Origin of the sequence: Devosia sp. 2618, assembly GCF_040546815.1 — a bacterium.
Taxonomy (GTDB): domain Bacteria; phylum Pseudomonadota; class Alphaproteobacteria; order Rhizobiales; family Devosiaceae; genus Devosia.
Genome location: NZ_JBEPOO010000001.1, coordinates 3,972,062 through 3,986,822 on the forward strand (window position 1 = coordinate 3,972,062; position 14,761 = coordinate 3,986,822).

The 14,761-nt window shown below is 61.1% G+C and carries 10 protein-coding genes; 6 read left to right on the forward strand and 4 right to left on the reverse strand.

Going from position 1 to position 14,761, the window contains the following annotated elements:
- Position 1 precedes the first annotated feature (1 nt).
- The 3 genes from sdhA to ABIE28_RS19680 are packed head-to-tail and all read left to right on the forward strand — an operon-like array spanning position 2 to position 2,931.
- Positions 2-1,813 carry a succinate dehydrogenase flavoprotein subunit gene (gene sdhA, locus ABIE28_RS19670; protein ID WP_354065921.1) on the forward strand — a complete coding sequence of 604 codons (1,812 nt, stop codon included), beginning with the start codon at positions 2-4 and terminating at the stop codon, positions 1,811-1,813.
- Positions 1,813-2,103, forward strand: coding sequence for a hypothetical protein (locus ABIE28_RS19675; RefSeq protein WP_354065923.1), 291 nt, complete (start codon positions 1,813-1,815; stop codon positions 2,101-2,103). Before sdhA ends, ABIE28_RS19675 begins: the two co-directional genes overlap by 1 nt.
- A gap of 45 nt (positions 2,104-2,148) precedes the next feature.
- Positions 2,149-2,931 (forward strand): succinate dehydrogenase iron-sulfur subunit, encoded by a 783-nt coding sequence (locus tag ABIE28_RS19680; protein WP_354065925.1) that lies wholly within the window; start codon positions 2,149-2,151, stop codon positions 2,929-2,931.
- 632 nt (positions 2,932-3,563) lie between these two features.
- Here ABIE28_RS19680 and ABIE28_RS19685 read toward each other — a convergent pair.
- From ABIE28_RS19685 to ABIE28_RS19695, 3 genes are all read right to left on the reverse strand, one after another.
- Positions 3,564-5,123, reverse strand: coding sequence for a hypothetical protein (locus tag ABIE28_RS19685; protein WP_354065927.1), 1,560 nt, complete (start codon positions 5,121-5,123; stop codon positions 3,564-3,566).
- An 87-nt stretch (positions 5,124-5,210) separates the two neighbouring features.
- On the reverse strand, positions 5,211-6,152 hold the full coding sequence (locus tag ABIE28_RS19690; protein WP_354065929.1) for a DMT family transporter: 942 nt from the start codon (positions 6,150-6,152) through the stop codon (positions 5,211-5,213).
- Between the two features lie 254 nt (positions 6,153-6,406).
- Entirely contained in the window at positions 6,407-7,336 is a 930-nt protein-coding gene (locus ABIE28_RS19695; protein WP_354065930.1) for a tyrosine recombinase XerC, read from the reverse strand.
- Positions 7,337-7,439: 103 nt separating this feature from the next.
- Here ABIE28_RS19695 and ABIE28_RS19700 point away from each other — a divergent pair, with 103 nt between their 5' ends.
- Positions 7,440-9,608: a primosomal protein N' gene (locus ABIE28_RS19700; RefSeq protein ID WP_354065932.1), complete on the forward strand. Its 2,169-nt coding sequence runs from the start codon at positions 7,440-7,442 to the stop codon at positions 9,606-9,608.
- A 55-nt stretch (positions 9,609-9,663) separates the two neighbouring features.
- On the opposite strand, the gene ABIE28_RS19705 is transcribed toward ABIE28_RS19700, so the two are convergent.
- Positions 9,664-12,252, reverse strand: a complete 2,589-nt coding sequence (locus ABIE28_RS19705; RefSeq protein WP_354065934.1) for a calcium-binding protein — start codon at positions 12,250-12,252, stop codon at positions 9,664-9,666.
- A 402-nt stretch (positions 12,253-12,654) separates the two neighbouring features.
- Here ABIE28_RS19705 and ABIE28_RS19710 point away from each other — a divergent pair, with 402 nt between their 5' ends.
- Both ABIE28_RS19710 and atpA read left to right on the forward strand, forming a co-directional pair.
- Positions 12,655-13,215 (forward strand): F0F1 ATP synthase subunit delta, encoded by a 561-nt coding sequence (locus ABIE28_RS19710; protein WP_354065936.1) that lies wholly within the window; start codon positions 12,655-12,657, stop codon positions 13,213-13,215.
- Positions 13,215-14,750, forward strand: a complete 1,536-nt coding sequence (atpA, locus tag ABIE28_RS19715; RefSeq protein WP_354065937.1) for a F0F1 ATP synthase subunit alpha — start codon at positions 13,215-13,217, stop codon at positions 14,748-14,750. The genes ABIE28_RS19710 and atpA overlap by 1 nt, the downstream gene beginning before the upstream one ends.
- Positions 14,751-14,761: the final 11 nt, after the last annotated feature.

A 14,761-nucleotide genomic window follows, 5' to 3' on the forward strand; every position in this document is an offset into this window, starting at 1 on the left:
GATGGCTCAATACGAACTCATCGACCACGAATTCGACGTGGTGGTGGTTGGCGCCGGTGGCGCGGGCCTGCGCGCAACGCTCGGCATGGCCGAACAGGGCTTCAACACCGCCTGCATCACCAAGGTTTTCCCGACCCGTTCGCACACCGTCGCGGCCCAGGGCGGCATTGCGGCATCGCTGCAGAATATGGGTCCCGACAGCTGGCAGTGGCATATGTACGACACCGTCAAGGGGTCGGACTGGCTCGGCGACAATGACGCCATGGAATATCTGGCGCGCGAAGCCCCGGCTGCGATCTATGAGCTTGAGCATTACGGCGTGCCGTTTTCGCGCACTCAGGATGGCAAGATTTATCAGCGCCCGTTTGGCGGCCACATGACCGAGTTCGGAGATGGCCCACCGGTGCAGCGCACCTGCGCCGCCGCCGACCGCACCGGCCACGCGATCCTGCACACGCTTTACGGCCAGAGCCTGCGCCACAATGCGCAGTTCTATATCGAATATTTCGCGCTCGACCTGATCATGGGCGACAATGGTGCCTGCGAGGGCGTGATTGCCTGGAAGCTCGATGACGGCACGCTGCATCGCTTCCGCGCCAAGACCACGGTGCTGGCCACCGGCGGCTATGGCCGCTCCTATTTCTCGGCGACTTCGGCCCATACCTGCACCGGCGACGGTAATGGCATGGTGGCGCGCGCCGGCCTGCCGCTGCAGGACATGGAATTTGTGCAGTTCCACCCCACCGGCATTTATGGCGCCGGCGTTCTCATCACCGAGGGCGCGCGCGGCGAGGGCGGGTATCTGACCAATTCGGAGGGCGAGCGCTTCATGGAGCGCTATGCCCCCAATGCCAAGGATCTGGCATCGCGCGACGTCGTATCGCGTTGCATGACGCTCGAAATCCGCGAAGGCCGTGGCGTTGGTCCGAAGAAAGACCACATCTATCTCCACCTCGATCATCTCGATCCAAAGGTGCTGCATGAGCGGCTGCCGGGCATTACTGAGAGTGCAAAGATTTTCGCCGGTGTCGATCTGACCCGCGAGCCGATCCCTGTGCTGCCGACCGTGCACTACAATATGGGCGGCATCCCCGCCAACTATCATGGCGAAGTGCTCAACCCGACCGAAGACAATCCCGACCGCGTCGTGCCCGGCCTGATGGCCGTGGGCGAAGCGGCCTGCGCTTCGGTGCATGGCGCTAATCGTCTGGGTTCCAATTCGCTGACCGACCTTGTGGTGTTCGGCCGTGCCGCCGCCATTCGCGCCGGTCAGGTGATCGACCGCAATGCGCCGATCCCGGCCATCAACAAGGCGCAGGACGACAAGATCCTCGCCCGCTTCGATCGCCTCCGCAACGCTGCGGGCAGCCAGCCTACCGCCAAGCTACGCGATGAAATGCAGCACACGATGCAGGCCGACGCGGCCGTGTTCCGAACCTCGGAATCGCTGCAGAGTGGCGTCGCCAGCATGAGCGAAATCTATTCGCGCCTGCATGATGTGGCCGTTACCGACCGTTCGCTGATCTGGAATTCCGATCTGGTGGAAACGCTGGAGCTGGAAAACTTGATGGCCAATGCCATGGTCACCGTCGTCAGCGCCGAAGCCCGTCACGAAAGCCGTGGCGCCCATGCGCATGAAGACTATCCGAACCGCGATGACGTGGTGTGGCGCAAGCACACGCTGAGCTGGATCGATACCGATACCGGCGCGGTGAAGCTCGGCTACCGCCCGGTGCATGTCGATCCGCTGACGCCAGAATCCGAAGGCGGCATCGATCTCAAAAAGATCGCGCCAAAGGCCCGCGTTTACTGATGCGCGCCGCCCTCTTCGCCTCGGCCCTGTTGCTGACTGCCGCAACGCCCAGCTTTGCCGCGGCGCCGACAGCCGCGCAGAAGGACGAGTTCTACAAGGTCTGCATGGGAATCGCCCAGGACGCGACGCTCTGCGGCTGCAAGGCCGATGCGGCGCTGACGCTGATCGATGAGCGCTTCATGGATGTGGTCATCAAATCGATGAAAGGCGGCTCGCCCGCCGCCGGCGATTACGTGGCCTACAATACCTACGTCGCCAAATCGAACCAGATCTGCAAGCCGAACTACTAGGTTTCTGCGCCGGTTGAGCGGCGTTCAAAAAAGGAAGACCGACCCATGGTCGAACTGATGCTCCCCAAGGCCGACCGGCCGCAGAAAGGCAAGACCTGGGCCAAGCCCGCCAACGCCAAGCGGCTGCGCGAGTATCACATCTATCGCTACGATCCCGACCAGAGCGCCAATCCGCGCATCGATACCTATTTCGTCGATCTCGACGATTGCGGGCCGATGATTCTCGATGGTCTGCTGTGGATCAAGAACAAGGTCGATCCCACGCTGACTTTGCGCCGCTCATGCCGCGAAGGCATTTGCGGCTCGTGCTCGATGAACATCAACGGGCTCAATACCCTGGCCTGCACCAAGGGCATGGATGACAGCAAGGGCCCGATCAAGATTTACCCGCTGCCGCATATGCCGGTGGTCAAGGATCTGGTGCCCGACCTGACGCTGTTTTACGCCCAGCACCGCGCTATCGAGCCATGGCTCAAGACCACGTCGCCGACCCCCACCAAGGAGTGGACCCAGTCGGTGCCGCAGCGCGCCAAGCTCGACGGGCTCTATGAGTGCATCCTCTGCGCCTGCTGCTCGACATCGTGCCCGAGCTATTGGTGGAATGGCGAAAAGTATCTCGGCCCAGCGGCGCTGCTGCAGGCCTATCGCTGGCTGATCGACTCGCGCGATGAAAGCACCCAGGAACGCCTCGACGACCTCGAAGACCCCTTTAAGCTCTATCGCTGCCACACTATCATGAACTGCGCCAAGGTCTGCCCCAAGGGCCTGAACCCCGCCAAGGCGATTGCCGAAATCAAGAAGATGATGGTCGAACGCAAAGCGGCGTAAGTCTTTTTGCCACGCCGATTTCCGAAAGCCCGTGGACCTGTGTCCACGGGCTTTTTCTTTTTCCGCCCCACAGTCGCTGCCCTCGGACCTGATCCGAGGGCCTTTCATTGTCCAGCACGCGTGGTGAGTGGTCCTCGGATCAAGTCCGAGGACAGCGTGGTGGGGGCGGGCAGATTCGTCCAGATTGCTACCGGATCACCTCTCCCCTGAGGGGAGAGGTCGCCACGCAGTGGCGGGTGAGGGGGTCAGACGTGGTGCCTTAGCTGAAGGGTTTGTCCCCTCACCCTGACCCTCCCCCCGAAGGGGCGGGGGGACGCAGGTTGTGGGCTCGATATGTAATGACAGACCACAACTCTGCCCCTCGAACCATCCCAACCACCGGACCCACCCTCCCCCTTGAGGGGAGGGAAGCGAGATAGGAGTTAGCTTGCTAACTCCGTTATCGAGCAGGGAGGGGGTATCTCTCCGCAGACTTAATGCTCGTGGCCCGCCCCCTCCCTTGATCCCTCCCCTCAAGGGGGAGGGTGTCGACTGACAGTTCGAGTGCTGACTATTTCGAATAGACGCCACCGCAAAACAAAAACGGCGGAGTTTCCACCCCGCCGCCTCAAACTCAAACCAACCCGCAAACCCTACTTCGCGGTGCTCGCGTCGATCAGCATGATGGTGCCGTCTTCGAACGCTGCCTTGCAGTCGACGCTGTCGCTCTTGAGGTCGTCGTCGAGCATGTAGGATGCAGCGCCCGGGCCTTCAAAGCGTGGATCGTCGCAGACGTCGTCGTCGGCATAGTCGGAGCTGTTGTCGCCGAAGTCGATGTGGTCGCTGTTATAGGGCGCGCCGGCGGCATATTCGGGCGTGTAGACCGTGCGGATGCTGACGGTGCCGGCTTCCACCAGCGTGCGGCAGTCGGTGGCGTCGCCGTAAAGGTCGTCGCTCAGCAGCTTCTTGTTGGTGCCGGCGCCTTCAAAGCGTGGATCGTCGCATTCGCCGTCATTGGCCCACTTGCTCCAGTCCTGACCATAGTCAAAGGCGGCAATCGGGGCCTTGGCTTCGCCGCCATTAAAGGTTGCGGTGCCGGCAGCGACAGCGGCGCGGCAGTCGGTGGCGTCAGCGCCGATATCGCTCTGCAGCGGGTCGCTGGCAACGCCCGAACCCGAAAAGCGTGGGTCGTCGCATTCGCCGTCCTTGGCCCATTCGCTGCTATCGGTGCCATAGTCGATGTCGCCCGAAATGACCGGCGTTGCCGAGCCCTTGTCGCCATTGAAGGTCACGGTGCCCGCTTCGACAGCAGCGCGGCAATCGGTGGCGTCGCGGCCGATATCGATATCCTGCAGTTCATAGGCGGCGCCGGTGCCCGAAAAGCGGGGGTCATCGCATTCGCCATCATTGGCCCATTCGCTGGTGTCGTCGCCATAGTCGATGGCGTCGGTGCCCGCGCTGGTGCCGGTTGCGGTGGCCGGGGTGTCGCTGCCATCCTTGAGGGTCACGGTGCCGGCTTCATAGGCGGCACGGCAATCGGTGGCGTCCTTGAGGCGGTCGGCGTCGACCAGTTCGGTGGCCGAACCGGTGCCTTCAAAGCGTGGGTCGTCGCACTCGCCATCCTTGGCCCACTCGCTGCTGTCGTCACCAAAGTCGATTTCGGTTGCGGTCGCTGGGGGCGCGACAGTTGGGGTCGAGCCCGAACCGACCAGCGTTACGGTGCCAGCCTCAAAAGCGGCGCGGCAGTCGGTGGCGTCCTTGAGGCGGTCGGCTTCGACGCGCTCGGTGGCAGCGCCCGTGCCTTCAAAGCGCGGATCATCGCACTCGCCATCCTTGGCCCATTCGCTGCTGTCGTCGCCAAAATCGACGCCGGTCGAGGTCGCGGCAACGTCGGCCGTGGCGGCTGCGCCAGCCGCATCGATCAGGGTGATGGTGCCAGCCTCAAAGGCGGCACGACAATCGGTGGCATCCTTGCCGATATCGGCATCGACCAGCTCGACCGCGACGCCTTTGCCTTCAAAGCGTGGGTCGTCGCATTCGCCGTCTTTGGCCCAATCGCCAGAATCATTGCCGAAATCAATGCCGCTGCTATCGACGGCGGCCGACACCTGGCTGTTGGCGTTGATCTTTTGGGCCCAGGCTGGTGTCGCAAGACCTGCCGCGAGCACCAGAGTGAGCACCGCGCCACCAGTTATCCTGTTGAATGCGTTCATTGCTTGTCCCTTCCCAGATGTCCTTCAGCAAGTCGTGAAGGGACAATATAGCGGCTTTGCGGCGGCGGACAGCTGGCAACAAAAGAATTAGCGGCCCTGTCGGCGCGCTTTATTCTCTGCCCTGGTAAACAACACCGATCCCGCCAGCACCAGCACCGTGCCAATGCCATGATAAATGGTGAAGGGCTCGGACAAGACGATCACGGCGATGACGATGGTGACCACGGGCCCGAGCGCTGCCGTCGAGGAGGTGGCGCGCGCGCCGATGCGGGCCATGCCGGCATTCATCAAAAAGCTCGGCAGCACCGTGCCCAGCACGCCCAGCGCCAGACCATAGCCCCAGATTTCAGGGGTGAGGGTGAAGTAGCTTTGCGGTCCGGCGATGATGAGGTTCTGCCCGATGGCAAAAACGCCAGCGGTCGACATGCCGATACAGGTGAACAGCCCCGCGCCGATCACAACCATCTGCCGCTTGGCCAGATGCTGGTAGAGCGCGAAGGTAATGGCCGAACCCAGCACCAGCAGGGTGCCCAGCACCAGGCCATCGGGGTTTACCGCCATGTTCCAGCCAAAGATCACCAGCAGCCCGGCATAAGACACCAGCATGGCCGGGACCACGCCCCACACCATGCGGTCGCCGAAAAACCAGACGCCGAACAGCACGATGAAAAACGGGTAGGTGAACAGCACCAGCCGCTCATATTGGGCCGAGATATAGTTCAGGCCCAAAAAGTCGAGATAGCTCGAGAGGTAATAGCCCAGCACGCCCACGGCCATGCTGGCCAGCACGATGCGGGGCGTGAGCAGGCTGCGCAATTTGTCCTCACGCCGCAAAATCGTGACCAGAATGACGAGATAGACCGGTAGTGCCACCAGCATGCGCAGGCTCAGCAACATCTCGGACGATACGCCATGGGCGTAAGCGAGCTTGATGAAGATGCCCTTGGTGGAAAACAGGATCGCCCCAGCCACGGCAAAGGCATAGCCGGTCGGGTCGATATGGGTCTGGGATGGGGTCGTGATGGACATGGATGGTTCCTGAGAGGCCCACCATGTCAGTCACCGACCGCCAATGGCGGGCCGGTGAGACGAAAAGCTGGACGTCAGCGCTCGTTCCGGGCCCGAAGGGAGCCAGAAAGAAGGAGCAGTGCGGCAATGATCACTGACGTGTGCATGGCTCAATTGATACGCAAGCCAGATTGGCGCTGCAAGTCGGCCAATCGGTTATCCGTTCGGCACCTAAAACGCGCTCGATGCTAACAATGTGTCAGCATTTACCAGCACTAGCCGCGGGGATGCGCCTTGCGGTAACTCTCCAGCAGCCGGTCGGTATCGACAGCGGTATAAATCTGGGTGGTCGATAGGCTGGCATGGCCCAGCAGTTCTTGAATGGCGCGCAGATCGCCGCCACGGCCCAGCAAATGGGTGGCAAACGAATGCCGCAGGGCATGCGGCGTCGCCGAGGGCGGCAGGCCCAGCGCACTGCGCAATTGCACGACGCGCAGCTGGATCAACCGGGGCGACAGCACGCCGCCTTTGACGCCGCGAAACAGCGGTTCATCGGGGGCGGCGTGGAACGGGGATAGCTTGATATAGAGCTCAATAGAGCGGCGGACATTGTCGATCAGCGGCACCAGCCGGATCTTGCCACCCTTGCCGGTGACGCGCAGCGCCTCGCCTTCGAGATCGCCGGATGTCAGCGCCAGCGCTTCGGAAATTCGCAAGCCGGCACCATAACATAGCGACAGCACCGCCATGTCGCGGGCAGCCACCCAGGGGCGTTCTTCCATGTCTTCGGTGGTGGTGATGGTGGCGCGGGCCTCGATCACGGTCAGCGCCTTGGGCAGCGATTTTGGCAGTTTGGGCGTGCGGATAACGTTGAGCGCTTCGGTGCTGACCACGCCTTCGCGCTCGAGATAGCGGAAGAAACTCTTGAGCGCCGACAGCACCCGCGCCAGTGACCGCGATCCAAGGCTTTCGCTGCGGCGTTGCGCCATGAAGGCGCGGATATCGGCACCACGCAATTGGCGTAGCGTCACAAGGGTCACCGCGCCCCCGGCATGTCCGGCCAGAAAGCTCAGGAACTGGTCGACATCGCGGGCATAAGCCTCAAGCGTGTTGTCGGCGAGCCGCCGAACCGAGCCCAGCTCCCGCTGCCAGGCAGAAAGCTGGAAACGCACGAAATCATCGGTGGCAAAAGCGGAATCGACCATGCCCGCACTCTCCGCCCGGCCGGTAAATCCATTGTTAAGCAACCCCGCTTTGGCAGAATCACTTGCGCTCCCTATGTTTCAGATGCGAACAGAACGGGCACAAATGCAGATAAGTCCAGACATCGTTTCGGTCATGGTGGGGGTCGCCGTTGAAGGCCCCTATAGCTACCGCGTTCCCGCCGGCATGGTGGTGACGCGCGGCTCGATCGTGGCTGTGCCGCTGGGCCCGCGCCTGACGCTGGGCGTGGTCTGGGGGCCGCCCAAGGACATGATTGCGCACAATCGGTTGCGGGATATCTCGCAGGCCTATGATGTGCCGCCGCTCAGCGATGAGCTGCTCAAGCTGGTCGATTGGGTGGCGCGCTATACGCTGGCCGCGCCCGGACAGGTGCTGCGCGCCGTGCTCCGTTCGACCGAAGCCCTCGATCCGCCCCGACCCGTCATCGCCTTCCGCCGCACCGGCCGCGACCCGGAAAAGCTGACACCGGCGCGGTTGCGGGTGTTGGATATGTTGACGGACGACATGGCCTGGCCCAAGGCGGCGCTGGTCGGCGCGACCGGCGTTTCGCCATCAGTCATTGAAGGGCTGGAGCGGGCAGGGGCGGTCGAACAGCTCGAAATTCCCGCGCCGCCGGTGGTCATGCCGCCTGATCCAGAAGCGGCAGTTGCCACGCTCTCCGACGCGCAGCAGAAGGCGCTTGATGAAATTCTGGCGCTCGACCCGCACCAGTTCGGCGTCGCGCTGCTCGATGGCGTCACGGGCGGCGGCAAGACCGAAGTGTTCTTCGAGGCTGTGGCCGATACGCTGCGGGCAGGGCGGCAAGCCTTGATTTTGTTGCCGGAAATCGCCCTGACCAACACGTTCATCGCCCGCTTCACCAAGCGTTTCGGCGAGCGCCCGGCCGAGTGGCACTCCGACATGACGCCGTTGCAGCGGGCCAAAGTCTGGCGCGGTGTGCTCGACGGCACAGTGCGCGCGGTGGTCGGCGCCCGGTCGGCTCTGTTCCTGCCGTTTCGCGAGCTGGGCATGCTGGTGCTCGATGAGGAACATGACGGCGCCTACAAGCAATCGGACGGGATAACGTATCATGCTCGCGACATGGCGGTGGTCCGTGCCCATCTCAGCAACGCCCGCGTCATCCTCTCATCGGCCACCCCATCGGTCGAAACCCGCAACAATGCCAATACCGGCCGCTATGCCCATGTCCTGCTGACCAGCCGCTTTGCCGAAGCAGCGATGCCCAATATCACCACCATCGACATGCGGATCGACGGCCCGGAAAAAGGCGAGTGGATCGCACCTTTGCTGGCGCGGGAAGTGTTTGCGGCGCTCGATCGGGGCGAACAGGCGCTGCTGTTTCTCAACCGCCGGGGCTATGCCCCGCTGACGCTCTGCCGGTCCTGCGGCCACCAATATCAATGCCCCGATTGCTCGGCCTGGATGGTGGAACACCGCTTCCGTGGCGTCCTCATGTGCCACCATTGCGGCCATGAAATCCGCACCCCAAAAGTGTGCAGCGCCTGTGGCGAAGCCGAATCCCTGATTGCCGTGGGACCCGGCATTGAACGCGTCGCTGAGGAAGCCGCCGTGCGTTTCCCCGACGCGCGCCGGGTGATTCTGTCATCCGACATGGGCAGCAACGCCCAGTTGCGCGAGCGGTTTTCCGAGATCGAGCGCGGTGAGTTCGATCTGATCATCGGCACGCAGCTGGTCTCCAAGGGCCACCATTTTGAAAAACTCTCGGTGGTCGGCGTGCTCGATGCCGATCTGGGCCTCGCGCATGGCGATCCACGCGCCGCCGAAAAAACCTTCCAGATTTTGACGCAGGTCGCCGGTCGTGCCGGCCGCGCCTCCAAGACCGGCAAGGCGTTCCTCCAGACCTACCACCCCGATCACGCCGTGATGAAAGCCATGGTGACCGGCGACCGCGAGGCGTTTTATGCCCACGAATTGATGGCGCGAGAATCGGGCGGCCTGCCGCCATTCGGGCGTTTGGCTGCGCTGATCATCTCGGCCAATGAACACGAACCCGCCATGGCCTTCGCCAAGAAGCTGCTCTCCGCCGCGCCTATGGCCGACGGCGTACGCCTGTTTGGCCCAGCCGACGCGCCAATCGCCATGGTGCGTGGTCGTCACCGGGTGCGGCTGCTGGCCCAATCGGGCAAAGACTTCGACCTCTCCGGCTATGTCCGCTTCTGGCTGGCCTCCGCCGAAAAAGTCACCGGCAACCTGCGCGTCCAAGTCGACATCGACCCTATGAGCTTCATGTAGCCAACAAAAAGCCCCGCCGGTGTCCCGACGGGGCCAAGTTGGTCTTGGAGGATACTTAGAGCAGGAAGTCGCCGCTGTTCAGATTGATCAGCCCGCTCAATTCGATATGGAAATCGGCGATCTTGTCGCCATTGGTGTCGCCCATGATGATGGTCTTGTCGTTGGCGGTGCCGCTGACATTTTGCTGCGACCAGATCAGTTGACCCGGCGTGCCACTGAATGTCGTGCTCTGCGCCGCCTTGAACGTGAAGGCGTCGTCGCCTGACGTCTTGCTATTGGCGTCGATGGCTCGAAGATCGATGATGTCGCTGCTGTCGAAGTCCTTGATGACATCGCGGGTCGTGGTCTTCGTGCCAAAATCCTTGATACTCTCGAAGCGGAACGTGTCACGGCCTGCGCCGCCGGTCATGATATCGCGGCCGAGACCACCGATCAGGGTGTCATTGCCAGCCCCACCGATCAGCACGTCATTGCCTGCGCCGGCCTCGAAGTAATTGTCCGATGCATTGCCCACCAGATAGTCGGCGAACTCTGTGGTCCTGAGATCCTCGACATTCTTGATGGTGTCGGTGCCGCCGGTCGCGTCGATCGCCTTGCCTGCTGCAACGCTTTTTGTGCCCTGTCCGACATTGGCAGATATGGCGCTGGTCGAGAGATTGACGATCACACCATGCTTGCCGGACGTATCCGTCGAGGCGGGTGTTTCGAGGAAATACTCGATCCGGTCGCGACCTGCACCACCATCGATTGTGTCATTGCCTATGCCGCCTTTGAACCGGTCATTGCCGGCTTCTCCGTAGAGCTTGTCGTTACCGTCGCTGCCGCGCAGATTATCGTCGCCAGCACCGGCATAGATGATGTCGTTGCCGCCAAAGCCTTCGAGGTTATTTGAGCCGCTATTGCCATAGATGACGTCGTTGAAATTTGTGCCTGAGATGTCCTCAATGCTGACGAACTTGTCGACCGTGCCAAAGCCATCAATGGCGGTCAGCGACTTCACCGTCTTGAGGCCCTTGCCGATGTCCGCAGAAATCAAGGCCGCCGAGAGATTGACGATGACGCCCTGTTTGCCGCCGTAATCTTGCTCGAACTGGTAGTCGACCTGATCGCTGCCTTTCTTGCCGTCAAATGTGTCTGCGCCGGCAAGGCCTTCGAAATAGTCGTTACCCGCGCTGCCATTGAACACGTCAGCATAGCGGCTGCCCTTGATGCCTTCGATATTGATTATGGTGTCGGTGTTGCCAAAGGTGTCGATGATTTTGCCTGTGGCAGTATCAACGCGGATGCCCTTGCCGCCATCTTCTTCAGCGTAGGAAATCTTGTCCCAGCCAGCGCCGCCGTCGATAAAGTCATTGCCCTTGCCGAGGTCAAAGTAATCGTCGCCATTGCCGCCATAGAGCTTGTCGGTGCCAATCCCGGAATTGAAGTAGTCGTCGCCGTCATCGCCGCGCAGCGTGTCATTGCCGTTGCCGCCATCGAGATTGTCGTTGCCGCCGCCGCCGCTGATGTCGTCATTGCCGTCGTCGCCACGCAGACGGTTATCGGCGTCGCTGCCACGCAGCACGTCATCGCTACGGGTGCCGCGCACGTCCTCGATGCTTTTGAGGGTATCAATCTTGCCGAACGAGTCGATGGCAGTGCCGGCCTTCACGGTCATGGAGCCTTTGCCCACATCGGCAGTGATCGCGCTCGACGACAGGTTGACGATAACGCCACCAGTGCCGCCGACACCGGCTTCCCGGTGATAGTACACCCCGTCACGACCCTTGCCGCCGTCGATGGTGTCGGCGCCATCATTGCCGGCAAACCAATTGTCGCCGTCTGAGCCGGTCAAGCGGTCAGCAAGCTTGCTGCCTTCCAGCTCATCGATTTTTTCGTAGGTCTCGATATTGCCAAAGGTGTCGGTACCCTGGCCGGTCTTGAGGTTGGCGACGACGCCTTCCGACCCGTTCTCGAACCTGTACGATATCGTCTCCCAGGTGTTGTCGGAGCCGCGATAGGTATCTGCCCCGCCATTGCCACTCCAGTAGTGGTAGTCTGCGGTGCCGCTGCTGATGAAGGTATCGTTGTTGTTCGAGCCACCGGCTTCGATGATATTTTTGACGGTGTCGATGTTGCCGTGCGTGTCCGTGAACTTGCCGGTCTTGAAGTTCAGAATGGCGCCGCCGCTGCCTGTCTCAAGCGAATAATCGAGATAGTTGCTGTCCCCCTTGCCGTCGAAGCTGTCGGCATACGGGGTGCCAATAATGGTATCGAAGCCAGCGTGGCCCACGACGGTCAGCGATTCCTTGAGAACCGTCGAGTTCAGCAGATTGATGAACTGCTCCTTGGTGAACGGCCCGTCCAGCAATGTCAGTATCTGCTGGAAACTTGTGGCCGAGGGCGGGGCCGTGAAGGCGTTCAACTTGAAAATGCTGCCGTCCGGGCCGGTCAGCTCAAAGCCGGTAATCGTACCGGCGGTCAATTGGCGGCCAGAAGCGGCTACCAGGCCTGTGCCGGTCAGAATCAGAGAATAGCCGTTCCAGGCGATCACCGCCGTGTTGGCCGCGGCGCCGAACGGGGTAGTAATCGCTCCATTATCCAAAACGTCCTGCAGCGATTGCGGCCAGTATCCCTGATCCGACGTAAACGTCATCTTTGCCATGGCAAGCCCCTCCTCGGGAGGCGTGATGTCGGCCGCCTTAAGTTATCGCGGCAATTTTACTACAATAAACGAAATATTAACCTTCGTCTATTGGAGGTGTTTTCTTGGAATTTGATGATCTCTCAAGCAAATAACCAAAATAGACGTTTTGTCTCTTTGGTGGTCTTGGCCGATCCAACTGAGCCTATGCGGAGCGCATTTGCCCCTGCGACACTTTCGCCGCATTTGAATCGGTGCCCCAAGCCTTGCAAGCCGCGCAAGGCTTGTGCTAGAGCGAGCGCGACTTTGAAGGGGTCTCCGGACGTCCCCTTTTCCAGACCAGAACAAGCGTCGGCAACCGCCCGGTTTTCCTAGTGAAATATGGCGGGCTAGCAGGCAGGCAACCAAGAGGGTGTAGCGGCATTGGCAGCGCAGAATTCAGTGCTTACCCACATCGCCCGGCCATATGCGTCGGCACTGTTCGATCTCGCACAGAGTGAGAACCAGCTGGCATCGGTCGAGACGTCGCTTTCCGACGTCTCTCGTTTGATCGGGGAGAGTGCTGACTTTGCGCGCTTCCTCCGCTCGCCAGTGATTACCAGTGACGACAAGGCCAAGGCGCTCGATGCGTTGCTGGCCAAGGCCAATACGAATGGCCTCGTCACCAACTTCCTCAAGCTCGTGGCCAAGAATGGTCGTCTGTTTGCGCTCGATGCCATCATTGTTGGCTTCCGCGAACTGGCTGCTCAGGCGCGTGGCGAAGTGACGGCCGATGTGACCTCGGCGGCGCCGCTGGGTGCCGATCAGGTCAAGGCTCTGGCCGAAACGCTCAAGGGCAAGATCGGCAAGACGGTCACGCTCAACCAATTCGTCGATCCGTCCTTGATTGGCGGCCTTCAGGTGAAGGTCGGCAGCCAGATGATCGATAGCTCACTCAAGACAAAACTCGCTGCGATGAAGATCGCCATGAAAGAGGTCGGATAATGGACATCAAAGCCGCGGAAATCTCTGCGATCCTCAAGGACCAGATCAAGAATTTCGGCCAGGAAGCCCAGGTTTCCGAAGTCGGTCAGGTGCTTTCCGTCGGCGACGGTATTGCCCGCGTTTACGGCCTCGACAATGTGCAGGCTGGTGAGCTCGTCGAGTTCCCAGGCGGCATCAAGGGCATGGCTCTCAATCTTGAAACCGACAATGTCGGCGTCGTGATTTTCGGCAATGACCGTTCGATCAAGGAAGGTGACGTCGTCAAGCGCACCGGTTCGATCGTTGACACCCCGGTGGGCATGGGCCTGCTTGGTCGCGTTGTCGACGGTCTGGGCAACCCGATCGATGGCAAGGGTCCAATCGTTCACACCGAGCGCCGTCGCGTTGACGTCAAGGCGCCTGGCATTCTGCCACGTAAGTCCGTGCACGAGCCAATGTCGACCGGCCTCAAGGCCATCGACGCTCTGATCCCAATCGGCCGTGGCCAGCGCGAGCTGATCATTGGCGATCGTCAGACCGGCAAGTCGGCTATCATTCTGGATACTTTCCTCAACCAGAAGCCAGCCCACGACGCCAACGCCTCCAACACCGACAAGCTGTATTGCATCTATGTCGCGATCGGCCAGAAGCGTTCGACCGTTGCCCAGTTCGTCAAGCAGCTCGAAGAGTCCGGCGCCCTGCCATACTCGATCGTTATCGCTGCTACCGCATCCGATCCTGCACCGCTCCAGTACATCGCGCCGTTCACCGGCTGCGCTATCGGCGAGTTCTTCCGCGACAATGGCATGCATGCCGTTATCGCCTATGACGATTTGACCAAGCAGGCCGTTGCCTACCGTCAGATGTCGCTGCTGCTGCGTCGTCCACCAGGTCGCGAAGCTTACCCAGGCGACGTTTTCTATCTGCACTCGCGTCTGCTGGAGCGTGCTGCAAAGCTGAACGAAGAGCATGGCCTCGGTTCGCTGACTGCGCTGCCCGTGATCGAGACCCAGGCCAACGACGTGTCGGCCTATATTCCGACCAACGTGATTTCGATCACCGACGGCCAGATCTTCCTCGAAACCAACCTGTTCTTCCAGGGTATCCGCCCGGCCGTTAACGTCGGTCTGTCGGTGTCCCGCGTGGGTGGTTCGGCGCAGATCAAGGCGATGAAGCAGGTTGCAGGCTCGCTCAAGGGTGAGCTGTCGCAGTACCGCGAAATGGCCGCCTTTGCTCAGTTCGGTTCCGATCTCGATGCCTCGACCCAGCGTCTGCTGAACCGCGGTGCTCGTCTGACCGAGCTGCTCAAGCAGCCACAGTTCTCTCCGCTCAAGACGGAAGAACAGGTTGTGGTGATCTTTGCTGGCGCCAACGGCTATCTCGACTCGCTGCCCGTCAGCAAGGTCGCCGATTTCCAGAAGACCGTGCTGTCCGCATTCCATGGCAAGTATGGCGACGTCTTGAAGGCCATTGCGACCGACAAGCAGATCACCGACGACACCAAGGGCAAGCTCAAGTCCGCTCTGGACGAGATCAAGAAGACCTACGCGGCCTAAGGGCTTAAGGA

Coding starts and splice junctions, on each gene's coding strand:
- ABIE28_RS19675 (WP_354065923.1), top strand. CDS start 1,813: ATGCGCGCCGCCCTCTTCGCCTCGGCCCTGTTGCTGACTGCCGCAACG.
- atpA (WP_354065937.1), top strand. CDS start 13,215: ATGGACATCAAAGCCGCGGAAATCTCTGCGATCCTCAAGGACCAGATC.
- ABIE28_RS19690 (WP_354065929.1), bottom strand. CDS start 6,152: ATGTCCATCACGACCCCATCCCAGACCCATATCGACCCGACCGGCTAT.
- sdhA (WP_354065921.1), top strand. CDS start 2: ATGGCTCAATACGAACTCATCGACCACGAATTCGACGTGGTGGTGGTT.
- ABIE28_RS19700 (WP_354065932.1), top strand. CDS start 7,440: ATGCAGATAAGTCCAGACATCGTTTCGGTCATGGTGGGGGTCGCCGTT.
- ABIE28_RS19705 (WP_354065934.1), bottom strand. CDS start 12,252: ATGGCAAAGATGACGTTTACGTCGGATCAGGGATACTGGCCGCAATCG.
- ABIE28_RS19695 (WP_354065930.1), bottom strand. CDS start 7,336: ATGGTCGATTCCGCTTTTGCCACCGATGATTTCGTGCGTTTCCAGCTT.
- ABIE28_RS19685 (WP_354065927.1), bottom strand. CDS start 5,123: ATGAACGCATTCAACAGGATAACTGGTGGCGCGGTGCTCACTCTGGTG.
- ABIE28_RS19680 (WP_354065925.1), top strand. CDS start 2,149: ATGGTCGAACTGATGCTCCCCAAGGCCGACCGGCCGCAGAAAGGCAAG.